The sequence below is a fragment of the Variovorax sp. YR634 genome, from assembly GCF_900106655.1.
Taxonomy (GTDB): Bacteria; Pseudomonadota; Gammaproteobacteria; order Burkholderiales; family Burkholderiaceae_C; genus Variovorax.
This window is the reverse complement of the sequence record NZ_FNOL01000006.1, coordinates 74,568-96,080: the sequence shown is the minus strand read 5'-3', so window position 1 is coordinate 96,080 and position 21,513 is coordinate 74,568. Positions and strand designations below refer to the sequence as shown.

The 21,513-nt window shown below is 67.7% G+C and carries 22 protein-coding genes; 13 read left to right on the top strand and 9 right to left on the bottom strand.

All coding sequences use genetic code 11. The features are described 5' to 3' along the window. Positions 1-19 precede the first annotated feature (19 nt). Entirely contained in the window at positions 20-1,600 is a 1,581-nt protein-coding gene (locus tag BLV60_RS13165; RefSeq protein WP_093055092.1) for a CYTH and CHAD domain-containing protein, read from the bottom strand. 238 nt (positions 1,601-1,838) lie between these two features. Between BLV60_RS13165 and BLV60_RS13160 the strand changes: the two genes are divergently transcribed. Together BLV60_RS13160 and BLV60_RS13155 are read left to right on the top strand one after the other, a co-directional pair. Then, positions 1,839-2,261, top strand: a complete 423-nt coding sequence (locus tag BLV60_RS13160) for a VOC family protein (RefSeq protein ID WP_093055090.1) — start codon at positions 1,839-1,841, stop codon at positions 2,259-2,261. 160 nt (positions 2,262-2,421) lie between these two features. Beyond that, entirely contained in the window at positions 2,422-3,480 is a 1,059-nt protein-coding gene (locus BLV60_RS13155; protein ID WP_218132224.1) for a pirin family protein, read from the top strand. Between the two features lie 20 nt (positions 3,481-3,500). Here the strand turns inward: BLV60_RS13155 and BLV60_RS13150 are convergent, their stop codons facing one another. From BLV60_RS13150 to BLV60_RS13140, 3 genes are all read right to left on the bottom strand, one after another. Further along, positions 3,501-3,791 (bottom strand): YciI family protein, encoded by a 291-nt coding sequence (locus BLV60_RS13150; protein WP_093055086.1) that lies wholly within the window; start codon positions 3,789-3,791, stop codon positions 3,501-3,503. Between the two features lie 94 nt (positions 3,792-3,885). Then, positions 3,886-4,896 carry a tripartite tricarboxylate transporter substrate binding protein gene (locus BLV60_RS13145; protein ID WP_093055084.1) on the bottom strand — a complete coding sequence of 337 codons (1,011 nt, stop codon included), beginning with the start codon at positions 4,894-4,896 and terminating at the stop codon, positions 3,886-3,888. 72 nt (positions 4,897-4,968) lie between these two features. Further along, a complete protein-coding gene (locus BLV60_RS13140; RefSeq protein ID WP_093055082.1) occupies positions 4,969-6,060 on the bottom strand; it encodes a tartrate dehydrogenase in 1,092 nt (363 codons plus the stop codon). A 114-nt stretch (positions 6,061-6,174) separates the two neighbouring features. Between BLV60_RS13140 and BLV60_RS13135 the strand changes: the two genes are divergently transcribed. The 3 genes from BLV60_RS13135 to BLV60_RS13125 all read left to right on the top strand — a co-directional run bounded on the left by BLV60_RS13135 (position 6,175) and on the right by BLV60_RS13125 (position 8,603). Then, positions 6,175-7,104 carry a LysR family transcriptional regulator gene (locus tag BLV60_RS13135; protein WP_093055080.1) on the top strand — a complete coding sequence of 310 codons (930 nt, stop codon included), beginning with the start codon at positions 6,175-6,177 and terminating at the stop codon, positions 7,102-7,104. A 78-nt stretch (positions 7,105-7,182) separates the two neighbouring features. Next, the gene (locus tag BLV60_RS13130) at positions 7,183-8,268 is read left to right on the top strand and encodes a M4 family metallopeptidase (RefSeq protein WP_093055078.1); all 1,086 of its coding nucleotides are present in this window, start codon (positions 7,183-7,185) and stop codon (positions 8,266-8,268) included. Then, a complete protein-coding gene (locus BLV60_RS13125) occupies positions 8,265-8,603 on the top strand; it encodes a protealysin inhibitor emfourin (protein WP_093055076.1) in 339 nt (112 codons plus the stop codon). The genes BLV60_RS13130 and BLV60_RS13125 overlap by 4 nt, the downstream gene beginning before the upstream one ends. Here the strand turns inward: BLV60_RS13125 and BLV60_RS13120 are convergent. Then, positions 8,600-9,925, bottom strand: a complete 1,326-nt coding sequence (locus BLV60_RS13120; RefSeq protein ID WP_093055074.1) for an Nramp family divalent metal transporter — start codon at positions 9,923-9,925, stop codon at positions 8,600-8,602. The genes BLV60_RS13125 and BLV60_RS13120 overlap by 4 nt on opposite strands. A 113-nt stretch (positions 9,926-10,038) precedes the next feature. Here BLV60_RS13120 and BLV60_RS13115 point away from each other — a divergent pair, with 113 nt between their 5' ends. From BLV60_RS13115 to BLV60_RS13105, 3 genes are all read left to right on the top strand, one after another. Continuing rightward, on the top strand, positions 10,039-10,347 hold the full coding sequence (locus tag BLV60_RS13115; RefSeq protein ID WP_093055072.1) for a putative quinol monooxygenase: 309 nt from the start codon (positions 10,039-10,041) through the stop codon (positions 10,345-10,347). 123 nt (positions 10,348-10,470) lie between these two features. Further along, on the top strand, positions 10,471-11,064 hold the full coding sequence (locus BLV60_RS13110) for a YajG family lipoprotein (protein WP_093055070.1): 594 nt from the start codon (positions 10,471-10,473) through the stop codon (positions 11,062-11,064). Positions 11,065-11,157: 93 nt separating this feature from the next. After that, entirely contained in the window at positions 11,158-11,706 is a 549-nt protein-coding gene (locus tag BLV60_RS13105) for a hypothetical protein (protein ID WP_256329039.1), read from the top strand. A 64-nt stretch (positions 11,707-11,770) separates the two neighbouring features. On the opposite strand, the gene gap is transcribed toward BLV60_RS13105, so the two are convergent. Together gap and tkt are read right to left on the bottom strand one after the other, a co-directional pair. Next, the gene (gap, locus tag BLV60_RS13100) at positions 11,771-12,772 is read right to left on the bottom strand and encodes a type I glyceraldehyde-3-phosphate dehydrogenase (protein WP_093055068.1); all 1,002 of its coding nucleotides are present in this window, start codon (positions 12,770-12,772) and stop codon (positions 11,771-11,773) included. A gap of 49 nt (positions 12,773-12,821) precedes the next feature. Continuing rightward, on the bottom strand, positions 12,822-14,876 hold the full coding sequence (tkt, locus tag BLV60_RS13095; RefSeq protein WP_093055066.1) for a transketolase: 2,055 nt from the start codon (positions 14,874-14,876) through the stop codon (positions 12,822-12,824). 145 nt (positions 14,877-15,021) lie between these two features. Between tkt and BLV60_RS13090 the strand changes: the two genes are divergently transcribed. The 4 genes from BLV60_RS13090 to BLV60_RS13075 are packed head-to-tail and all read left to right on the top strand — an operon-like array spanning position 15,022 to position 18,127. Continuing rightward, on the top strand, positions 15,022-15,402 hold the full coding sequence (locus BLV60_RS13090; RefSeq protein WP_093055064.1) for an S-adenosylmethionine decarboxylase family protein: 381 nt from the start codon (positions 15,022-15,024) through the stop codon (positions 15,400-15,402). A 23-nt stretch (positions 15,403-15,425) separates the two neighbouring features. Then, positions 15,426-16,139, top strand: a complete 714-nt coding sequence (locus BLV60_RS13085) for a nucleotidyltransferase family protein (protein WP_093055494.1) — start codon at positions 15,426-15,428, stop codon at positions 16,137-16,139. Further along, positions 16,136-17,539, top strand: a complete 1,404-nt coding sequence (locus tag BLV60_RS13080) for an aminopeptidase P N-terminal domain-containing protein (protein ID WP_093055063.1) — start codon at positions 16,136-16,138, stop codon at positions 17,537-17,539. Before BLV60_RS13085 ends, BLV60_RS13080 begins: the two co-directional genes overlap by 4 nt. Positions 17,540-17,551: 12 nt before the next feature. Continuing rightward, complete coding sequence (locus BLV60_RS13075) at positions 17,552-18,127, top strand: hypothetical protein (protein WP_093055061.1); 576 nt, start codon at positions 17,552-17,554, stop codon at positions 18,125-18,127. On the opposite strand, the gene BLV60_RS13070 is transcribed toward BLV60_RS13075, so the two are convergent. Continuing rightward, positions 18,081-19,079, bottom strand: a complete 999-nt coding sequence (locus BLV60_RS13070) for a LysR family transcriptional regulator (protein WP_093055492.1) — start codon at positions 19,077-19,079, stop codon at positions 18,081-18,083. The two genes, BLV60_RS13075 and BLV60_RS13070, sit on opposite strands and share 47 nt — an antisense overlap. 56 nt (positions 19,080-19,135) lie before the next feature. Next, on the bottom strand, positions 19,136-21,133 hold the full coding sequence (locus BLV60_RS13065) for a phosphatase PAP2 family protein (protein WP_093055059.1): 1,998 nt from the start codon (positions 21,131-21,133) through the stop codon (positions 19,136-19,138). Positions 21,134-21,304: 171 nt separating this feature from the next. Between BLV60_RS13065 and BLV60_RS13060 the strand changes: the two genes are divergently transcribed. Further along, positions 21,305-21,505 carry a response regulator transcription factor gene (locus BLV60_RS13060; protein WP_093055057.1) on the top strand — a complete coding sequence of 67 codons (201 nt, stop codon included), beginning with the start codon at positions 21,305-21,307 and terminating at the stop codon, positions 21,503-21,505. The last annotated feature ends 8 nt before the right edge of the window (positions 21,506-21,513 follow it).

The window sequence follows — 21,513 nt, the reverse complement described above, 5'->3', positions numbered from 1 at the left end:
GGTTCGTTAGGCCGCCCGGTCAGTTCTTCTTCCAGAACCGCGGCGCATCCTCGATCTTCGCCAGCGCCTTGTGGCAGGCCTTCGCGCCGGCTGCATGCCGCGCGGTGAACCATCCCACCGCAAACCACGCACGCGCATCGCGCGCGGTGGCCTCACGGTACAGCGCGAGCGCGACAGCCTCGTCGTTGAACTCGCCCAGCGCATCCTGCGCGGGGCGCAGTGCTTTCAGGTAGCGCGCGGCGGCGCTGCCGTCTTCCTTCTCGAACAGCGGCGCCACGAACTCGGCGAGGTAGCGCAGGCGCTTGAGTCGCTTGCGCACGCGGTGCTGGCTTTCGGTATCGAGCGACTCGAAGCGCTCGCCGTCGCGCAGCACCTGTTTGTGCAGGCGCTGCAGGCGTTTGCGCAGCAGGCGGCGCACGGCATTGGCGTTGATGGGCGCGGGTGCCGAAGGAACTGCCGGGTTGTCTTCGGTGGCGACGGTCGCCGGTGCTGCTTCTGCGGGCACCGTAGCGGTAAAGCCGATCAGCGAAACGAGCACGTTCTGGAACGCCGGGGCGCGCACGATGTCACCGGGCGATAGCGTGCTGGCCGCTGTATCGCCGCCGGCCAGCGGATCGAAGTCCGGCGCGCCCGCCTCGCGCAGCCGGGGCTGCGCGAGCTTCACGACCTGTTCGCGATCACGCAATGCGCCCAGCGCGCGGAAGGCGTCGACCAGCGGCGGCTCCCATTCGGCCGTGTCGAACTGGCCCAGCTCCGGCAGCTCGCGCAACGCCGTGCGCAGCCGGCGGATGCCGATGCGCAGCTGGTGGATCTGCTCTTCATCGGTACTCCCCGCCGCGATCTCGCTGGCATTGGGCAGCATCTGCGCCAGGCACGATGCCACCACGGCCTGCTGCACGGCTCGCCCGTCGGGGTGCTGCGTGGCGAAGCGTGGCGCTTCGGCCTTCGCCGCTTCGACGGTCTCCTGCGCCGCGAGCAGGCGCGCGCCGCGCTCCGCCTTCGACACGGTGCTGAACCACAGCCCATGCTGCTGCGACCAGCGCCGCGCGAGCGACACAAGGCCCTGCACGTCGCCGCGCTTGAGTTCGAGCTCCAGCTCGCACACCGGTGATTCACGCTGCTCGGGCGTGCCCGCGTGCGCGACGACCTTGCCGATGTCCAGCGCCATCTCCACCACAGCGCCGCCGGGCCCGGTGACGCGCACGTCGCGTGTGAGCCGCACGATGTCGGTCGATTGCCGCTCGACCAGCGGCGCGCCGCCCCCTTCGGCCAGCAGCTTCGAAAGCCGGTCGCCCACCGGCGTGCCCTGATGGCGCTGCGGATCGATCTGCGGCGCCGCGGCCGCCGTACCCAGGTCGACGTTGTGCTCCAGCCGGTGCAGCGCGTTGTCGCCGGTGGCCTTCACGGTCTGCACCCAGCGCCGGCCTTCCTTGCGCAGCCGCAGCACCATGCCGTCGGCGGCGAGCCGCTGGTCGGCGGTGTCGAAGTAGCGGGCCTGCAGGCGCGTGCGCACGACGGCGCCACGCTTCAGGGCGGCTTCGACGGCCTTCAGGCGGTCGGCGGGAATACAGAACTTGAACTCGATTTCCATGGCGGCCATGATGCCCCGTCTTTTTTGCCGGATGCAATGCCGGCGCCGGCAACGTCAAGCACCAAGAGGGCATGCCGCCCGCACGCGTCTCTCCATCCATTCGCCGCCCACCGGCCCCAGGCCAATTCACTCGTTTGAAAGAATATGTGGACGCCGTCCATTTTCTTTGGTATCTTTTGTGGACGGCGTACACAAAACGCCGCGAAACGCCTCCACATCCATCCATCCACCGATACAGGACGACACCATGGCCACCAAGCAGATCTTCGTGAACCTCCCCGTCAAGAACCTCGAGAAGACCAAGACCTTCTTCGCCGCGCTGGGCTACACCTTCAACGCGCAGTTCACCGACGCCAATGCCGCATGCATGGTCGTCCAGAAGGACAGCATCCACGTCATGCTGCTGGTCGAGGAGTTCTTCAAGACCTTCACCACCAAGAGCCTCACCGACACGTCGAAGAGCACCGAAGTGCTGCTGTGCCTCTCGTGCGAGAGCCGCGCCGAAGTCGACGAGCTGGTGGCCAAGGCAAAGGCGGCCGGAGGCACCATCCCGGGCGAGCCGAAGGACTACGGCTTCATGTACGGCCATGGCTTCCAGGACATCGACGGCCACCTGTGGGAGCTGGTGTACATGGACCCGAACGCCGCCGTGGCGCACCAGAACCCGTGATGTAACGCCACGCCGCTGAAGAACCAGAGCGATGCCCATCGTTCCATACGCGCTCTTCACTGTTGCACGGAAGGCCTCTACCGGAAGGCGGCGGCGCCCCGATATTCCATCCACTGGCACGGCATCATCGGCCGCGCCCCACATGGAAAGGAATATCGAAATGTCCGACAACAACAAGGGCCCCGTCGTCCAGGTCAAGCCACTCGGCTTCCCGTGGCAGACGATCGACCCGTTCCTGTTCTGCGTCTACCACGACGACGCCTACCCGAAGGCCAACGGCCAGATGGGCCCCGAGGCCTCGCTGGCCGGCCGCCAGATCGGCCAGGACTTCAGCCGCAAGGACGGCTGGAGCATGTACCACGGCGACACGGTGCCGGGCTTTCCCTCGCACCCGCACCGCGGCTTCGAAACCGTGACCATCGTGCGCAAGGGCCTCGTCGATCATTCCGACTCGCTGGGCGCCACCGCGCGCTTCGGCGGCGGCGACGTGCAGTGGCTCACGGCCGGCAAGGGCATCGTGCACTCTGAAATGTTCCCGCTGCTCGACGCCGGCGCGCCGAACCCGCTGGAGCTGTTCCAGATCTGGCTCAACCTGCCAGCCAGGAGCAAGATGGCCGAGCCGCACTTCACGATGTTCTGGTCCGACGCCATTCCGCGCTTCGCCTCCGACGATGCGAAGGGCGGCCGCACCGAGGTTGCAGTCATCGCGGGCCGGCTCGGCGACGCCGCCAGCGGACAGGACCCGATCCAGCCGCTGGCGCCGCCGCCCGATTCATGGGCTGCCCAGGCCGATGCCGACGTGGCGATCTGGACGCTGAAGATGACGCCCGGCGCGCAATGGACGCTGCCGGCCGCCACGGGCGAAGGCACGCGGCGCATGCTGTACTTCTTCAAGGGGGCGGTGGCGCACATTGCCGGCGAGCGCGTGGAAGGCCCGGCCGCTGTCGAGCTACGCGCGGATGCGGCCGTCGAGATCGTCAACGGCAACGACGAGACGAGCGAGTTCCTGGTGTTGCAGGGCCGCCCGATCGCCGAGCCGGTGGCGCAGTACGGCCCCTTCGTGATGAACACGCAGGCCGAGATCAGCCAGACCATGGCCGACTACCGCCGCACGCAGTTCGGTGGCTGGCCGTGGGACGATCCGGCGCCGGTGCACGACCGCGAGGCCGCGCGCTTTGCGCGGCACCCCGGCGGCCACGAAGAAGTGCCGGGAGCCTGAGCGAAAAAAGACGTTCTTCGTCAGAACGTCTTGATCACCTCGATGCTGGGGGCCGTCATGCTGGGCACGAACTCGGTCACGTCGGCGCGCGCCACGCCGCCCTGCACGAACGGATCGCGCGCCAGCACGGCCTCCAGCCCTTCACGGTCGCCCGACCGGGCGAGGATCACGCCACCCGTGCGCGGCACCTGGCGGCCCGAAGCCACGAACAGCCCACTTTCGTAGTGCTTCCTCAACCAGACCATGTGCGGGTCCATCAGCGCGTCGACTTCTTCGAGCGGGCGGATGTAGGTGAGGGTGACGATGAACATGGGCAGGGCTGCGGTGAATTCGGAAGCCCCGATCCTATGACCTTGGCAAGACGCCCGCCCGGGCGAGGTGTGCACACCCGTAACAGACTGCTCGCTAGTCGATCGCCACTCCGCCCTCTTTGACGAGTTTCGCGAATCGGGCTGTCTCTTCCCGGATCTGCCGCGCCATCTCTTCCTGCGTGCCGCCCAGCGGCTCGGCGCCGATGGCCTGCATGCGCTGCGCGAAATCGGGCGAGTGGATGATCTTCACCATCTCGGCGTTGAGGCGCGCGACGATCTCCTTCGGCGTGGCGGCCGGCGCAAGCACGCCGAACCAGGTGCCGATGTCGAAGCCCTTGAGCCCCGCTTCCTCCAGCGTCGGCACGTCGGGCAGCACCGACGAGCGGCGCGCCGTGGTCACGGCAAGCGCGCGCAGCTTGCCGCTCTTGATGTGCTGAAGCACCGGCGTGATGGTGTCGAAGGACATCGCCACCTGGCCGCCGAGCAGGTCGGTGGTGAGCGGGCCGCTGCCCTTGTAGGGCACGTGCAGCAGCGTGGTGCCGGTGCTGGACTGGAACTGCGTGCCGATCAGGTGCTGCGCCGTGCCGTTGCCATTGGAGCCGTAGGCCAGCTTGCCGGACTCGGCCTTGGCGAGCGCAACCAGTTCGGCCACGTTCTTCGCGGGCGTGTTCGCGGCGTTGATGACCAGCACGTTGGGCACCATGGCCACGACGGTGATCGGCGCCAGGTCTTTCTGAAAGTCGTAGGGCAGCTTCTTGTAGACGCTGGTCGCGATGGTGTGGTGCACCGCCCCCATCAGCAGCGTGTAGCCGTCGGGCTTGGCCTTGGCCACGTAGTCGGCGCCAAGCGTGGCGCCGGCGCCGGGCTTGCTCTCGACCACCACCGGCTGGCCGAGTGACTGCGAAAGCTTGTCGGCCAGCGCGCGCGCCAGCACGTCGGTGGTGCCGCCGGCCGGGAAGGGCACGACGAGGCTGATGGGCCGGGTCGGCCAGTTGGCTGGTGCCTGCTGCGCAAAGGCGAGGGCAGAGGCGCCGAGGCCGAGCGCGAGCGCCGCGGCCCGAAGCACCGTGCGCCGGTGGCGCTGGGGGAAAGAAGCTGCTGTCATGGTGTTGTCTCCGGCTCGTTGTTGTGATGCGCGCATCGAGGCGCGCGGATACCGTCGTGTCGCTCGAATCGGTCAGGCCGCAAGCCGCACGGGCTCGCCGGCAATGTGCGCGCACACCGCGCGCGTCACCTGCTCGGTGGTCGCGCTGCCGCCCAGGTCGCGCGTGTGCAGCGACGGGTTGGCCGTGACGTGCTCCACCGCAGCCATCACGCGGCGCGCGGCCTCGGCCTCGCCCAGGTGCTCGAGCAGCATCACCACCGACCAGAAGGTGCCGACCGGGTTGGCCAGCCCCTTGCCCATGATGTCGAAGGCCGAACCGTGGATGGGCTCGAACATCGACGGATAGCGCCGCTCCGGGTCGATGTTGCCGGTGGGCGCAATGCCCAGGCTGCCCGCCAGCGCCGCCGCGAGGTCGCTGAGGATGTCGGCATGCAGGTTGGTGGCGACGATGGTGTCGAGCGAGGCCGGGCGGTTGACCATGCGCGCGGTGCAGGCGTCGACCAGTTCCTTGTCCCAGCTCACGTCGGGGAACTCCTTCGAGATCTGCAGCGCGATCTCGTCCCACATCACCATCGCGTGTCGCTGCGCATTGCTCTTGGTGACCACGGTGAGCAGCTTGCGCGGCCGCGAACGAGCGAGCTTGAAAGCGAAACGCATGATGCGTTCGACGCCCGCGCGGGTCATCATGCTCACGTCGGTGGCGGCTTCGATGGGGTGGCCCTGGTGCACGCGGCCGCCGACGCCGGCGTACTCGCCCTCGGAGTTCTCGCGCACGATCACCCAGTCGAGCTGGCCCGGCGCGCATCGCTTGAGCGGGCCGTCGATGCCCGGCAGGATGCGCGTGGGCCGCACGTTGGCGTACTGGTCGAAGCCCTGGCAGATCTTCAGGCGCAGGCCCCACAGCGTGATGTGGTCGGGAATGTGCGGGTCGCCCGCGGAGCCGAAAAGAATCGCGTCTTTCTTGCGCAGCGCGTCGAGACCGTCGGCCGGCATCATCTCGCCGTGCGCGCGGTACCAGTCGCCGCCCCAGCCGAAGTCTTCGAAGCTGAAATGCAGGGCGCCGCCGGAGGCCGCGGCCAGCGCCTCCATCACCTGGCGCCCCGCCGGGATCACTTCCTTGCCGATGCCGTCGCCGGGAATGGTGGCAATGCTGTAGCTGCTCATCGATGTCCTTGTGTGCGCTGTAGTGGTGGTGGCCCACTGTAGGATCCGATGCGCCGAATGATTCACGCCAGAAGTGAATCCATCATTAACCTCAATTCAACAATCGGATCGCTCATGGTTGCTCCGGTCCAGCCCGCCGACCTCGGCTTTTTCTCCTCGCTCGCGGCCTGCGGCAGCCTGAGCGCGGCGGCGCGCGAACTCGGCATCAGCACGCCCGCGGTGAGCAAGCGGCTCGCGCAGATGGAGACGCGCCTGGGCGTGACGCTGGTGAACCGCACCACGCGGCGCATGAGCCTCACGCCCGAGGGCGAGCTGTACGTGGCGCACGCGCGCCGCATCCTCGGCGAGATCGACGACATGGCGCAGCTGCTGGGCGGCGCGAAGGGCGAGGCGCAGGGCCTGCTGCGCGTGAACGCCACGCTGGGTTTCGGCCGCAGCCACGTGGCGCCGCTGATCTCGAAGTTCGCACGCAGGCATCCACAGGTGGAGGTGCAGCTGCAGCTCTCGGTCAATCCACCGCCGCTGACCGACGACGCCTTCGACGTCTGCATCCGCTTCGGCGCGCCGCCCGAGGCTCGCGTGATCGCGCGGCGCATCGCGTCGAACCGGCGGCTGCTGTGCGCTTCGCCCGCCTACCTGGCGCGCGCCGGGCAGCCCAAGGTGCCCAACGACCTCACGCACCACCGCTGCATCGGCATCCGCCAGGGCGACGAGGCCTATGGCATCTGGCGGCTGAGCACCGGACGCGGCACGGCGCAGCGCACCGAGGCCGTGAAGACGCGCGGTGCGCTCAGCACCAACGACGGCGAAATCGCGGTCAACTGGGCCCTGGACGGCCACGGCATCCTGATGCGCGCCGAGTGGGACATCGCGCGCTACCTGCGCAGCGGCCGGCTGGTTCAGGTGCTGGCCAACTACCGCACGCCCGACGCCGACATCTACGCGGTGTACCCGCAGCGCCACCAGCTGTCGGCACGCGTGCGAACTTTCGTCGACTTCATGGCCGCCGCGCTCGGAAAAGACGACATGCCGCCGAGGGCTTGAGCTTCGATCCGACAAGCGCGGACAGGTGTTTCTGCTACGGTGTTTTGAATCAATCGACACCCGACGAAAGGCCCGCCCATGCCGTCGCGCACGCTGCAGATCCTGCCGCCCGGCTTCATACCGCCGTACCTGCTGAGCCGCCTTGCCGAGCACGCCAGCGCGTCCATCAGCGCGCGTGCAGTGAACACCCTGACGATCGATCGCGAGCACCGCGCGCTGCGCGGCTTCGTGCCGCCAAAGCTTGCCTCGGGCACAGCGAGCACGACAGCCGCGCGGCCACGCCCGGCGCGGCCGAATTCGCCCGAGCGCGCCATCCACGACGCGGCCCGCACGACCACGCTGCCAGGAAAGCTGGTGCGCACCGAGGGCAAGCCCGCCACCGGCGACATCGCGGCCGACGAGGCCTACGACTACCTGGGCGCAACCTGGCGTCTGTACCACGACGTGTACGAGCGCGACTCCATCGACGGCGCGAGCATGCCGCTGACCGGCAGCGTGCACTACGGCAAGGACTACGACAACGCCTTCTGGAACGGCGAGCAGATGGTGTTCGGCGATGGCGACGGCGAGGTCATGAACCGCTTCACCATCGCGGTGGACATCATCGGCCACGAGCTCACGCACGGCGTGATCGACCACGAGGCCGGCCTCGTCTACCAGGGGCAGCCCGGCGCGCTCAACGAATCGATCTGCGACGTGTTCGGCGTGCTCGTCAAGCAGCACTCGCTGCGGCAGACGGCGCAACAGGCCGACTGGCTGATTGGCGCGGGCCTCTTCATGCCGAGCGTGAAGGCCAAGGCCCTGCGTTCGATGGCCGAGCCCGGCACCGCCTACGACGACCCGGTGATCGGCAAGGACCCGCAGCCGGCGCACATGAAGGACTTCGTCACCACCTCGCAGGACAACGGGGGCGTGCACATCAACTCAGGCATTCCGAACCGCGCCTTCTACCTGGCGGCCATGGCCATCGGCGGGCAGGCGTGGGAAACCGCAGGCCGTGTCTGGTACGACGCGGTATGCGACAAGCGCCTGCGCCAGGATGCCGATTTCGAAGCCTTCGCAACGCTCAGCACCGACATCGCCTCGCGACGCTTCGGCGCTGGCAGCGCGGTGCACAAGGCGGTGGCCGACGCGTGGCTGGCCGTGGGAGTGATCTCACCATGATCCGCCTGCCGCCACTGGACAAAGCGACCATCGTGCGCGTGACGCGCGAGGGCGGGCTGGCCTACATGCCCGGCCTGTCGCAGCCGCGCAGCTTCCAGCTCGGCGACTGCACCGCCGAACTGCGCCAGCAGATAGGCGATGCGCTGCAAAGCGCGGTACCGCATGCGGGGCAGGCAGGTGCCACGTTGTCCAGCGGCGACCAGCGCTACTACCGTGTCGAGGTGCTCGTTGAAAGCGCCGGAGAAGACCAGAAGATTTCCGTGAGCTTCGAGGTGCCGGAAGCCGAGGCGCCCGAGGCGCTGGTGCACCTGTGGAAGGACGCGGGCAAGCGCTAGTTGCCCGAGACCACCGTGGCGACCAGCCACACGTTGGCCGCGCTGATCACGCCGAACAACAGCCAGGCCAGCGACTTCACCACCGGCCCGTTGGCAAAGCCGCCCATCATCGCGCGGCTGCTCGTGAAGCGGATCAGCGGCCACATCGCAAAGGGCAGCTGGAAGCTCAGCACCACCTGGCTGAGCACCAGCATCTTGCCCACGCCACCATCGCCGAACCACCAGACGCCAAGCCAGGCCGGGCCGAGCGCCAGCCCGCGCGTGATCAGCCGGCGCTGCCAGCACGGGATCTTCAGGTCGAGAAAACCTTCCATGATGATCTGGCCCGCGATGGTGCCGGTGAAGGTCGAGCTTTGCCCCGACGCCAGCAGCGCAATGCCGAACAGCGTGGCCGCGAACGCGCTGCCGACGATGGGTTCGAGCAGCCGGTAGGCGTCGTCGATCTCGGTCACTTCGCGGTGTCCCGTGGCATGGAAGGCGCTGGCCGCGAGCACCATGATGGCCGCGTTGACCAGCAGCGCGAGCGACAGCGACACCACCGCGTCGAGCGTGCAGAAGCGCACCGCCTCGCGGCGCGCCGAATCGGTGTCGGCAATCAGCCGGGTCTGCACGATGGACGAATGCAGGTACAGGTTGTGCGGCATCACCGTGGCACCGACGACGCCGATGGCTAGGTACAGCGCGCCCGGCTGGTGCAGCCGCTCCAGGCTCGGGCCGAAGCCCATCGCCACGCCGAACCAGTTGGGCGGCGACATCGCCAGCTCGACGACGAAGCAGCCCGCAATGGTGCCGACCAGCCCGAGCACGATGGCCTCGACACGGCGGAAGCCCGCGCCCTGCAGGCCCAGCACCAGCAGCGTGTCGAAGGCCGTGATGGCGATGCCCACCGGAATCGATACGCCGAACAGCAGATGCAGCGCGAGCGCACTGCCCAGCACCTCGGCGAGGTCGCAGGCCACGATGGCCAGCTCGGCGCCGAGCCACAGCAGGCGATTGACACGCGGCGAGTAGTGCTCGCGGCAGGCACGCGCCAGGTCCTTCTGCGCCACGAGCCCCAGCCGCACGCACAGCGTCTGCAGCAGCATCGCCGCGAGGCTCGCGAGCAGCACCACGAACAGCAGGCCGTAGCCGAAGCGCGAGCCGGCCTCGATGTCGGTCGCCCAGTTGCCCGGGTCCATGTAGCCGACCGACACCAGCAGGCCGGGGCCCGCGTAGCGCATCAGCTTCTTGAAGAAAGGCAGGTCTTGCGGGACGGCCACGCTGCCTTTCACTTCGGAAGGGCAGAAGGGCGCAGTGGCCGTGCGGGGCAGCGGGAAGAACATGCGGGCGATGATAGGGACAAGGCCGTGGTGTTGTCGCGGACCGGACCAGCGCGACGGCGCCGAATCTCTTAGATTCGACCGTCCTACTACCTTAGCTACTGGAGACTCTTTCAATGATTCACGTCGTCGCCGTCATCACCGCCAAGCCGGGCCAGCGCGCCAAATTGCTCGAAGCCTTTGCCGCCAATCGCGCGGCCGTGCTGGCCGAAGAGGGCTGCATCGAATACGGCGCCACGGTCGATGCGCAGGGCATCCCGACTTCGAAGGCCAGCTTCGGCCCAGACACTTTCGTGGTCGTCGAGAAATGGCAAACGCTGGCACATCTGCAGGCGCATGCGGTCGCCCCCCACATGAAGGCCCACAGCGAGAAGACGAAAGAGTTCACCGAGAGCAAGCTGATCCACGTGCTCGAACCGGTCTGAAGCCGGCCTGAGTTTCCCGCCTTCGCGCGCGGCGCGATGCGTGCTACCGTCGCGCCGGGGAGCAGGCATCGCGGATGCACCATGTATGCATCGCACGGCCGCATGGAGAGAGGGACTGCAGGCATGGCGATCTTTCGTTCGCGAGGTTTCCGCTTGCGCGCCTGGCTCGCGCCCGGCGCACTACTGGCCGCCCTTGTTCTGACGACCGGCTGCGCGCCGTTGCTGGCGCCGCCCTACGCGGCCGACTACGAGACGCTCGACCGCCTCGAGGCCACGCGCCCCGGCCCCGTGGCGCTCACGAAGGCACAGCCCATCGAAGCGGAAGAAAAGGTCAACACCGTGCGCCTTCGCAGCGCCAGGCTGCTGTCGCCCAGCGGCAGCTTCGCGCAATACCTGCAGGACGCACTGATGCGCGACCTCAGCGAAATCTTCGTCTACGACCCGAAGGCGCCCACGCGCATCGCGGCGCGCATCCTGGTCAACGAGATCGACCTCGGCGTGATCAACGGCACCGGCCGCATGGACGTCGAAGTCACCGTCACGCGCGACGGCACGCAGCGCCTGCGCAAGACCTACCGCGCGGAGACCGCCTTCGATTCGAGCTACGCGAGCATCGTCGCCGTGCCGGCCGGACAGGCCGCGTACCCGCGCCTCGTGCGCGCCTTGCTGCGGCAGGTGTATGCCGATCCGCAGTTCGTGGCCGCCATCGGCCGCTGACGTCACAGGCCTGGAGGCGCTTCGATGATGATGTTCTTCTTACTTCCGATGACCGCGATTCGACGTGTCGCGGGCGCGGCACTCGTGGCACTGATGTCATCCATGCTCGCTGGCTGCGTGCATCCGATCACGATGATCACCGAGACCGCGCCGCAGCGTTCGCAGGCGCACCTGATTCAGAAGAAGGTCGCCTACGTGATGACCGATGCGGATCGCGACCTGGAAGTGATCACCCCCGGCGGCAGCGGCGACCGCGTGAGCTACTACCCGTACCGCGACCTGGAGAAGTCGATCCGCGATGCGCTGCGCGCGGTGTACCGCGACGTGGTGGTGCTGCGCACCGCCGGTGACGCGAAGGCGAACGAGGCGGCCGGCGTGTCGCTGGTGTTCGCGCCGCGCATCAAGACCGACTCCAGCTCGTCGTCCTTCATCAGCTGGCCGCCGACCTCGTTCACGGCCGAGGTGTCGTGCGTGGTGACCGATGCTGCCGGCGCCGAGGTCACGCACGTGCGTGCGACGGGCAACGGCACTGCGGAGTTCGGCGAGTTCAAGGGCGACTTCGGATTGGCGGCTCGAAGGGCTGCAACGCGATTGACCTCGCAGCTGAGCAGCGAAATTCGCAGGAACGAGAAGCTGCGATAACGGTGGGCAAGAGCCCAACAAAAAACGCGCCCGAAGGCGCGTTTTTTGTTGAAGCCGCGAAGCCTTACTTCGAAACGACCTTCACCATCTCCAGGCACTTGTTCGAGTAGCCCCATTCGTTGTCGTACCAGCTCACGAGCTTCACGAAGGTGGCGTCCAGCGCGATGCCGGCTTCGGCGTCGAAGATCGAGGTGCGCGGGTCGCCGCGGAAATCGGTGGCCACGACCTTGTCTTCGGTGTAGCCCAGCACGCCCTTGAGCGCGCCTTCGCTCTGTGCCTTCATTTCGGCGCAGATTTCCTTGTACGTGGCTTCCTTCACCAGCTCGACCGTGAGGTCGACCACCGACACGTCGGAGGTCGGCACGCGGAAGCTCATGCCCGTGAGCTTCTTGTTGAGCTCGGGGATCACCACGCCCACGGCCTTGGCTGCGCCGGTGCTCGAAGGAATGATGTTTTCCAGGATGCCGCGGCCGCCGCGCCAGTCCTTGTTGCTCGGGCCGTCCACGGTCTTCTGCGTGGCGGTGGCAGCGTGCACGGTGGTCATCAGGCCGCGCTTGATGCCCCACTTGTCGTTCAGCACCTTGGCCAGCGGGGCCAGGCAGTTGGTGGTGCAGCTTGCGTTGCTGACGATGGCTTCGCCGGCGTACTTCTTGTCGTTCACGCCGTAGACGAACATGGGGGTGTCGTCCTTCGACGGTGCCGACAGAATGACCTTCTTCGCGCCCGCGTCGATGTGCTTCTGCGCCGTTTCCTTGGTGAGGAAGAGGCCGGTCGATTCGAGCACGACGTCGGCGCCGACTTCGTTCCACTTCAGTTGCGCAGGGTCGCGCTCCTGCGTCAGGCGGATCTTCTTGCCGTTCACGATCAGCGTGTTGCCTTCAACCGTGACTTCGCCCTTGAAGCGGCCATGCACCGAGTCGTACTGGAGCATGTAGGCGAGGTAGTCGGGCTCGAGCAAGTCGTTGATGGCAACGATCTCGATGTCGTTCTTGAAGTTCTGCACTGCTGCGCGCAGCACGTTGCGACCGATGCGGCCGAAGCCGTTGATACCGAGTTTGATAGCCATCTGACTTGCTCCTAAGGTTGAAAAACTTGTTTGTCGTGAACCGGCGCGATCAGTCGCGCAATGCGGCTTCCACCGTAGCGGCCACGTTCTCCGCCGTGAATCCGAAGTACTTGAACAGCTCCGGCGCGGGCGCCGATTCGCCGTACGTGTCGATGCCGACGACGGCGGCGCAGCCGTACTTCCACCAGCCGCCGGTGCAGCCCATTTCGACGGCGATGCGCGGCAGCTTCTTCGGCAGCACGGCCTTCTTGTAGGCGAGGTCCTGGCGGTCGAAGGTGGTGGTCGAGGGCATCGACACCACGCGCACGGCGATCTTCTTGTCGGCCAGCAGCTTCTGCGCGGCAATCGCGAGCTGCACTTCCGAACCGGTGGCGATGATCACGGCCACGGTCTTCTTGTTCTTCAGGCCGACGGCTTCCGGCTCGGACAGCACGTAGGCGCCACGGCTGATGTCGCCCAGCTCCGACTTCGCCGCGTAGGCGATGTTCTGGCGGCTCAGCAGCAGCGCCGTGGGGCGCGACTGGTTCTGCAGCGCCACGGCCCAGGCCACGGCCGTTTCCGCCGTGTCGCCCGGACGCCAGACGTCGAGGTTCGGAATGAGGCGCAGCGAGGCGGCGTGCTCGATCGACTGGTGCGTCGGGCCGTCTTCGCCCAGGCCGATGGAGTCGTGCGTGAACACGTGCACCACGCGGCGCTTCATCAGCGCGGCCATGCGGATGGCGTTGCGGCTGTAGTCGCTGAAGGTGAGGAAGGTGCCGCCGTAGGGGATGTAGCCGCCGTGCAGCGACACGCCGTTCATGATGGCGGCCATGCCGAATTCGCGCACGCCGTAGTTGATGTGGCGGCCGATCTGGCCTTCGGGGTGCTGTTCGGTGGGCTCGGTGCGGACCACGGCGCCGGTCTTGGCGTCGAAGCGCAGCGCGGGCGTGCTCTTGGTGTTGGTGAGGTTCGAGCCGGTCAGGTCGGCGCTGCCGCCGAGCATTTCGGGCAGCGCGGCCGTGAAGGCTTCGAGCGCGAGCTGGCTGGCCTTGCGGCTGGCCACGGTCTCTGCCTTGGTGTGGGCGGCAACCACGGTGTCGAAGGCGACCTGGTGGAAGTCCTTGGGCAGCTCGCCCTTCATGCGGCGGGTGAACTCGGCGGCGAGTTCGGGGAACGCGGTGGCGTAGGCGGCGAACTTGTCGTTCCAGGCGGCTTCGGTCTTGGCGCCGGCTTCCTTGTGGTCCCAGTCGGCGTACACCTCGGCCGGGATCTCGAAGGCCGGGTAGTGCCAGTCGATGGCGTCGCGCGTGAGCTTGATTTCTTCGGCGCCGAGCGCCTCGCCGTGGGCCTTGGCGGTGCCGGCGCGGTTCGGGCTACCCTTGCCGATGACGGTCTTGCAGTTGATCAGCGTGGGCTTGTCGGTCGACTGCTTGGCCTTGGCGATGGCCTTGGACACTTCGGCGGCGTCGTTGCCGTCGATCGGGCCGATCACGTGCCAGCCATAGGCGTGGAAGCGTTCGGCGACGTTGTCGATGTACCAGGGCTTGACCTGGCCGTCGATGCTGATGCCGTTGTCGTCGTACAGCGCAATCAGCTTGTTCAGGTGCCAGGCGCCGGCGAGCGCGCAGGCTTCGTGGCTGATGCCTTCCATCATGCAGCCGTCGCCCAGGAAGGCGTAGGTGTGATGGTCGACCACGTCGTGGTCCTTGCGGTTGAACTCGGCGGCGAGCAGCTTCTCGGCCAGCGCGAAGCCCACGGCGTTGGTGATGCCCTGGCCCAGCGGGCCGGTGGTGGTTTCCACGCCCGGGGTCACGTCGACTTCGGGGTGGCCGGCGGTCTTGCTGTGCAGCTGGCGGAAGTTCTTGAGTTCGCCGATGGGCAGGTCGTAGCCGGTGAGATGCAGCACCGAGTACAGCAGCATCGAGGCGTGGCCGTTCGAGAGCACGAAGCGGTCGCGGTCGAACCAGTGCGGGTTGGCGGGGTTGTAGCGCAGGTGTTCGCCCCAGAGTGCGACGGCCATGTCGGCCATGCCCATCGGTGCGCCCGGATGTCCGGAATTTGCTTGTTGGACGGCATCCATAGCCAGAGCGCGGATTGCGTTGGCCATCAGGGCGTGGTTTGCCATGTGCGGTGGACTTTCGGAGGGAAAAGGGAGGATTGGGGTCGGGAGAACCCGCGATTTTACCGGGCGAGCCCAGACCGGCCCCGATACGGCCTGAACACCCTTCCGATGTTCTTGTGCGGCGGGCGGACTGCTAGAGTTGCCACCCATGCATGGGCTGCACCTCACCGCCGACCTTCACGACTGCCAATGCGGCCTTCAATGGCTCACCGACGGCCCCGCCTTGGGGGCGGTCTGCATCAAGGCGGTGTCGGCCGCGGGGCTGCAGGCGGTGGGCAAGCTGGTCCACTCCTTTCCTGCCACGCCGCAGGGGCCGGGCGGGGTCACGGCCACGGTGCTGCTGGCCGAATCGCACCTGTGCATCCACACCTGGCCCGAGCAGCGCGGCGTGACGCTCGACGTGTACGTCTGCAACTTCGGCGGCGACCATTCGGCCAAGGCACATGCGCTGATGGAGTGCCTGGTGTCGCTGTTCCAGCCCCTTCATAGCGAACGCAACGAGCTGCAGCGCGGCCGGGTCTCGGCGTGAACGCGGTGACCTCGGTGCGGGCGATGATCCTGGCCGCCGGGCGCGGCGAGCGCATGCGGCCGCTGACCGACGCCACGCCCAAGCCCCTGCTCGAAGTGCGCGGCAAGCCCCTGATGCAGTGGCCGATGGAGGCGCTGGCCGCTGGCGGGTTCACCGAGCTGGTGGTCAACACCGACTGGCTCGGCGCGCAGATTTCTGACCGATTCGGCCTGACTCCCCTGCTGGATGGGCGTGTTGCGCTATCAATTTCATACTCCGACGAGGGCCGCGACTTCGGCGGCGCACTCGAAACGGCCGGCGGCATCATCCGTGCGCTGCCTCTGTTCGGCGACGTGTTCTGGGTCGCGGCCGGCGACGTGTTCGCGCCGGATTTCGCCTTCTCGCAGGCCTCGGTCGACCGTTTCATCGCCAGCGGCAAGCTCGCGCACCTGTGGCTGGTGCCGAACCCGGCGCACAACCTCAAGGGCGATTTCGGTCTGTCGGCGGACGGCCTCGCGCTCAACACCGCGCCCGAGAAGTTCACCTTCTCGACCATCGGCCTCTACCGCGCCGCGCTCTTCGCACCGCCGTACTGCGACATCCCCCCCGGCAACCCGGCCGGCCGCAAAGCCCCATTGGCGCCGATCCTGCGCGCCGCGATGGACAATGAACTCGTGAGCGCCGAGCTCTACACCGGCCCCTGGACCGATGTGGGCACCCCCGAACGACTCGCCCAACTGAACACCACGCCAAGATGACTTCAGCAGCAGCCTCCACGACGACGATCTACGCAGAGCGCCGCGCGCGCCTCGCCTCGCAACTGGGCAAGGACGGCATCGCGATCATCCCGACCGCGCCCGAGCGCCCGCGCAACCGCGACACCGACTTCCTGTATCGCCACGACAGCTACTTCTATTACCTGACCGGCTTCACCGAGCCCAACGCCTGGCTGGTGCTGGCGGGCGACGGCCGGGCCACGCTGTTCTGCGCGCCGAAGGACCTGGAGCGCGAGATCTGGGACGGCTACCGCCTCGGCCCCGACGCGGCGCCTGCGGCACTCGGCGTCGACGAGGCCTTCTCGGTTACCGACCTCGACGCGAAGCTGCCCAAGCTGCTCGAGAACCGCTCGACCGTGTGGTTCCCGTTCGCCATCCACAAGGGCCTGGAGACCCGCATTGACGGCTGGCTGCAGTCGGTGCGCGCCCGCGTGCGCTACGGCGCGCTGTGCCCCGAGGAACAGCGCGACCTGTGCGGCCCGCTCGACGAAATGCGCCTGATCAAGGACGCGCACGAGCAGGACATCATGCGCCGCGCCGCGCAGATCAGCGCCCGTGCGCACGTCCGCGCGATGCAGCTGTCGGCCCGCATGCTGCGCGAGGGCAAGGATGCGCGCGAGTACCACCTCGACGCCGAGCTGCTGCATGAATTCCGCCTCGGCGGCTCGCAGTACCCGGCCTACTACTCCATCGTCGCGGCCGGCGCCAATGCCTGCGTGCTGCACTACCGCGCCGACGCGGCGCCGGTGCGCAAGGGTGAGCTGGTGCTGATCGACGCGGGCTGCGAACTCGACGGCTATGCCAGCGACATCACGCGCACCTTTCCGGGCGACGGCAAGTTCAGCGGCCCGCAGCGCGCGCTGTACGACCTGGTGCTGGCCAGCCAGGACGCCGCGGCCGCCGCCACCAAGGCCGGCAACCGCTTCACCGACCCGCACGACGCCGCGGTGAAGGTGCTGGCGCAGGGCATGCTCGACTTCGGCCTGCTCGATGCCAACAAGGTCGGCGGCGTGCAGGACGTGATCGACTCGCGCGCCTACTTCCAGTTCTACATGCACCGCACCGGCCACTGGCTCGGCATGGACGTGCACGACTGCGGCAGCTACGTCGAGCCCACCCAGGTCGGCGAGGTGAGCGAGCGGAAAGATCCTCTGTCCAACGAGGTCATCAAGAACCGGCCCAGCCGCATCCTGCATCCCGGCATGGTGCTGACGCTGGAACCCGGCATCTACGTGCGGCCCGCCGACGGCGTGCCGGAGCAGTTCCACAACATCGGCATCCGCATCGAGGACGACGCGATCGTCACGGCCACCGGCTGCGAGCTCATTTCGCGCGGCGTGCCCGTGAAGGCGGACGAGATCGAGGCGCTGATGCGGGCCTGACGCCCGGACGCCATGAACGTCCAGCCGCTGGCCGCCCGCTACGCCATCGAAACGACGCCCGGCGGCGGGCTTCGGGCCGTGGTGCCCGCGCGCAAGCACTGGCTGCTTCTGCTCTTCATGTGCGTGTGGCTGACTGGCTGGTGCTTCGGCGAGTTCACGGCCGCGAACCAGCTGCTGCACCCGACCCGCCACGACACCGACCGGTGGTTCCTCACGCTCTGGCTCACGGGTTGGACCCTCGGTGGTGCATGGGCATTCTTCTGCGTGTTGTGGCAGGTCTTCGGCCGCGAACTGATTTCGGTCGAAGAAGGGTCGCTGGTTCATCGCGTCGAAATCTGGGGCCTGGGGCGCACGCGCGCCTATGCGGTCCATGCGATTTCGCGCCTGCGGGTCGTCGAGTTCTCGTTCGATGTCTTCCGCAATCAACGCGCCGCGATGCCGCCGCTGTTCGGCGCGGGCATGGGACCGATCGCGTTCGACTACGGACAGCGCACCTTCAGGATCGCGCCTTCGCTCGACGAGGCCGAAGCCCGTTCGCTGGTCACGATTTTGGCCGAGCGGTTGCCGCGCGCTGTGCGCGAGCTGTAGCGGGCTGGCGCGATCGCGGTGCCGACGCGTTCTTGACGGCCCGCTGCGACACCGGCGGCGGCGCATGCCTCGCCTGCAGGAAGTCGATGAACACCCGCAGCTTGCGCGGCATCTGGGCGCGGCTTGGGTAATACAGGTAGAAGCCCGGAAAGGTCGGCCACCAGGGCTCCAGCAGCGGCACCAGCTTGCCGCTTGCAAAGTCTTCGCGCACCGCGCCCTCGAAAGACGTCGCAATGCCTGCGCCCGAGCGTGCGGCGGCCAGCAGCAGGTCGCTGTCGTTGCTGACCAGCGGGCCGGCGAGTTCGACGTCCAGCACGCGCCCGTCCTGCGCGTATTCCCAGCGATAGATGCCGCCCGTGGTCAGGCGGTAGTTCAGGCACTGGTGCTCGCGCAGGTCTTCGGGCGTGCGCGGCAGCTTGCGTCCCTTCAGGTAGCTGGGCGCCGCGTAGGTGACCATGCGCACCGGCCCGCCCACCGGCACGGCGATCACGTCCTGCGCCAGGCTTTCGCCGAGGCGGATGCCGGCATCGAAGCCACCTTCCACGAGATCGACCATGCGGTTGTCGCAGACGAACTCGAGCGTGATGTCCGGGTAGGCGGCGGCGAACGCGCCGAAGTGCGGAAAGAAGAGCAGCTCGGCCGCCACGCGCGAGACATTCAGGCGCAGCAGGCCGGCCGGCTTGTCGCGCGCCTCGTCGATGCCTTCGACCGCCTGCGCGAGCGCGGCCAGCGCGGGCTGCGCACCTTCGAGAAACTGCTGGCCCAGCTCGGTCACGCCGACGCGGCGCGTGGTGCGGTCGAGCAGGCGCACGCCGAGCTTCTGTTCGAGCGTGCGCATGGTCTGCGAGAGGGCCGAGGGCGACACGCCCAGCTCCTGCGCGGCGCGCGTGAAGCTGGCGTGGTGCGCCACGCGGGCGAAGGCGGCAATGGCGGGCAGGAGCTCGGGGGACATGGCGGCCATTATGAAGACGGGCTTCACAAAGAAGCCATGGCCGCCGCGCTGCTAGCTCATGCGTCGAAGCGCACGACGAGTTGCGTTCCCGTATAGGTCGGCGTGACCTTGAAACCCGGCGCGTTGATGGCCGAGAACCGGCCGGTCAGCGCGCCGCTGCTGATGACCGTGAGCGTGTCGCCTGCGCTGGGCGCAAAGCCGGGCTTGAAGCTCAGGGTCAGCGTTCCGTCCAGCGCGGCCACGCCGGCCACGCTCAGGCGGCCGGCACCATTGCCGCCGAGATTCAGCTGCAGCGTCGTGCCTGCCAGCTGCGTGTAGGCGCCCGCCATCGTGACCGCCGAAGGCGCATTGCAGACCAGCGTGCCGCCACCGACGTAGACATTGCCCTTGCCGAAGGCCGCTGCGGCATCCGCCTGCAGCGTGCCTTCTGCGAGTTGCGTGCCGCCTGCGTAGCTGTTGCTGCCGCCGAGCGCGAGCGTGCCGCTGCCCTTCTTGGTGAGCTTGCCGGCGCCGGAGATGTTGTTGCGCCAGCTGTCCAGCGCATTGAAGCCGCCAAGGCTGGCGTCCATGGTCACGACCACGTCGCCGTTGAAGACGCCATAGCCGTCGGCTGCGTCGAACAGGTTGAGGCGGCCCCAGCCTTCAGGGTCGTCCATCACCGGGTAGCCCGAGGCTACGGCCGTGGTCTTGAGCACCACGCGGCGCTGGGTGGCGTCGAGGTACGGCAGGCGCGTTTCGAGCAGCACTTCGGCGCCCTTGGGCACCACGGCGGGCTTGGTCGCATCGGCCACCTGCTTGAAGCCGAAGGTCAGGCGGCGCAGGTAGTCGGCCTTGCTCGCGGCGTGGTCGGCGAAGCGGTCGGCCGCTGTGCCTTGCGAATGGGCGAAATTGTTGAAGGCGGTTGCATCGCTCGCGCCCACCGCGGCCATCAGCACGGTCTGCGCCTGTGCGTAGGCCGCGCTCTTGCGCGCGACGTTGGCGCCGGTGGAAAGACTCGCTGTCGCCACGGCCTGCCCGTGCAGTCGCCCACCGACCACGTCCAGCGGCGAATGCATGCCCGCAAGAATCCGGTTCTCTCCGAGTTCGAGGCCGCGCGCCACCATTTCCTGGAAGCGCTGCGGCACGACGTAGGCGGAGGCGATGGCATCGCGCACCGCCTCGGCCGTGTGACCGCTCACGAAGCCGCCGTCGGTGGCGGGCGTGCCGCTCTTGGCGGGCTCCAGCGCGGGCACCACCTTCACGCTGCTGCTCCAGCGCCAGGGACGCGCGTATTTGTAGAAGCGCTTGGCGGGCTCGGTGGAGCCGTTCTCGCCGATGTTCTTGAGCAGGTCGACCACCGTGCCGAAGGCCGGGTTCGCGGCACCGGCCACGCCCACATCGTTGCCGCCGTCGTTATAGAGCACCGTGGTGGCGTCCGGTGCGATGCCGGTGATGGTGGTGACCTGCTGCGTGGCCGCGCGCCAGGCGTTCGTGAGCGGGCCCATGCCGTCACTGATGCTGTAGCCCTTGCCGCGGCGGTCGTCCAGGTAGGCGGCCAGCTCCTGCGCGCTGGTGCGCGCATTGGTGGCGTCGACGACGTACTGGATATTGCTGTTCAACACCCCGCTGTTGAGGATCTTGCCGTCGGTCGCGTCGCCCGGAATGCCGCTCCACGTGGATGCAACGACTGCCGGAAAGCTGCCCTGTGCAGGAGCCGACACGCCTGCATCGACCAGCAGGGTGCTGGGCTGCCAGAAGTCGAGGAAGCCGGCCACCACGCGCACGCCGGCGTTGGTTTCCTTGGTCGCGTAGCGCGCATCGCCGCGCTGGTTGGTCGTGACGTTGTCGACGAAGGGTGGGATGGCGACCGCATCGGGCACGGGCGCGGTGTCGGTGAAGCCCAGGTCCTTTGGCGGGCCAGCCACCACGACGGCGGGCGGATTCGTGGTTGCCGGCGGTGTGCCGGTGATGGGAAACGAGGCGCCGCCGTCGCTGCCTCCTCCGCATGCCGAGAGGCAGAGTGCCGCGACAAGAGTGATGGCGAAGGGCCGGCTGAAAGACAGAAGGGGCGACATGGCGAAATGGATGGAAAGATTGAAAACGCAAACGAACCGGACCGGTCGTCCGATGCAGCCCGCGCAATCTATCCACGCAACAAGTCGTTTTTATTAATAATCATCTGGCCGAGGGCACAGGTAGGGTCCTGAGCCAGTTAACAAGAGCCCGCCCGGGTCATTTCCCAGCCCATGCCCACCATCCTGCTGATCGATGATCACGCCATGTTCCGCGAGGGCCTGCGCAACGCCGACATCGCGCAACGGCTGAGCACCACCGAGCGAACCGTGAAGGCGCATATCTCGGCCATCTTCGCCGGGCTCGAGGTGAACAGCCGCACCCAGGCCGTGATCGTGGCCCGCCGTGCCGGGCTCCTGGGCCGCCCTCGCTAGTTTGTGTT

Bases quoted from the DNA above. Each gene is read 5' to 3' on its own strand.
- BLV60_RS13140 (WP_093055082.1), bottom strand. From the start codon at position 6,060: ATGAGCAGCTACAGCATTGCCACCATTCCCGGCGACGGCATCGGCAAG.
- BLV60_RS13135 (WP_093055080.1), top strand. From the start codon at position 6,175: ATGGTTGCTCCGGTCCAGCCCGCCGACCTCGGCTTTTTCTCCTCGCTC.
- BLV60_RS13130 (WP_093055078.1), top strand. From the start codon at position 7,183: ATGCCGTCGCGCACGCTGCAGATCCTGCCGCCCGGCTTCATACCGCCG.
- BLV60_RS13075 (WP_093055061.1), top strand. From the start codon at position 17,552: ATGAACGTCCAGCCGCTGGCCGCCCGCTACGCCATCGAAACGACGCCC.
- BLV60_RS13085 (WP_093055494.1), top strand. From the start codon at position 15,426: ATGATCCTGGCCGCCGGGCGCGGCGAGCGCATGCGGCCGCTGACCGAC.
- BLV60_RS13070 (WP_093055492.1), bottom strand. From the start codon at position 19,079: ATGTCCCCCGAGCTCCTGCCCGCCATTGCCGCCTTCGCCCGCGTGGCG.
- BLV60_RS13155 (WP_218132224.1), top strand. From the start codon at position 2,422: ATGTCCGACAACAACAAGGGCCCCGTCGTCCAGGTCAAGCCACTCGGC.
- BLV60_RS13090 (WP_093055064.1), top strand. From the start codon at position 15,022: ATGCATGGGCTGCACCTCACCGCCGACCTTCACGACTGCCAATGCGGC.
- BLV60_RS13120 (WP_093055074.1), bottom strand. From the start codon at position 9,925: ATGTTCTTCCCGCTGCCCCGCACGGCCACTGCGCCCTTCTGCCCTTCC.
- tkt (WP_093055066.1), bottom strand. From the start codon at position 14,876: ATGGCAAACCACGCCCTGATGGCCAACGCAATCCGCGCTCTGGCTATG.
- gap (WP_093055068.1), bottom strand. From the start codon at position 12,772: ATGGCTATCAAACTCGGTATCAACGGCTTCGGCCGCATCGGTCGCAAC.
- BLV60_RS13125 (WP_093055076.1), top strand. From the start codon at position 8,265: ATGATCCGCCTGCCGCCACTGGACAAAGCGACCATCGTGCGCGTGACG.
- BLV60_RS13160 (WP_093055090.1), top strand. From the start codon at position 1,839: ATGGCCACCAAGCAGATCTTCGTGAACCTCCCCGTCAAGAACCTCGAG.
- BLV60_RS13145 (WP_093055084.1), bottom strand. From the start codon at position 4,896: ATGACAGCAGCTTCTTTCCCCCAGCGCCACCGGCGCACGGTGCTTCGG.
- BLV60_RS13080 (WP_093055063.1), top strand. From the start codon at position 16,136: ATGACTTCAGCAGCAGCCTCCACGACGACGATCTACGCAGAGCGCCGC.
- BLV60_RS13115 (WP_093055072.1), top strand. From the start codon at position 10,039: ATGATTCACGTCGTCGCCGTCATCACCGCCAAGCCGGGCCAGCGCGCC.
- BLV60_RS13165 (WP_093055092.1), bottom strand. From the start codon at position 1,600: ATGGCCGCCATGGAAATCGAGTTCAAGTTCTGTATTCCCGCCGACCGC.
- BLV60_RS13110 (WP_093055070.1), top strand. From the start codon at position 10,471: ATGGCGATCTTTCGTTCGCGAGGTTTCCGCTTGCGCGCCTGGCTCGCG.
- BLV60_RS13105 (WP_256329039.1), top strand. From the start codon at position 11,158: ATGTCATCCATGCTCGCTGGCTGCGTGCATCCGATCACGATGATCACC.
- BLV60_RS13065 (WP_093055059.1), bottom strand. From the start codon at position 21,133: ATGTCGCCCCTTCTGTCTTTCAGCCGGCCCTTCGCCATCACTCTTGTC.
- BLV60_RS13150 (WP_093055086.1), bottom strand. From the start codon at position 3,791: ATGTTCATCGTCACCCTCACCTACATCCGCCCGCTCGAAGAAGTCGAC.
- BLV60_RS13060 (WP_093055057.1), top strand. From the start codon at position 21,305: ATGCCCACCATCCTGCTGATCGATGATCACGCCATGTTCCGCGAGGGC.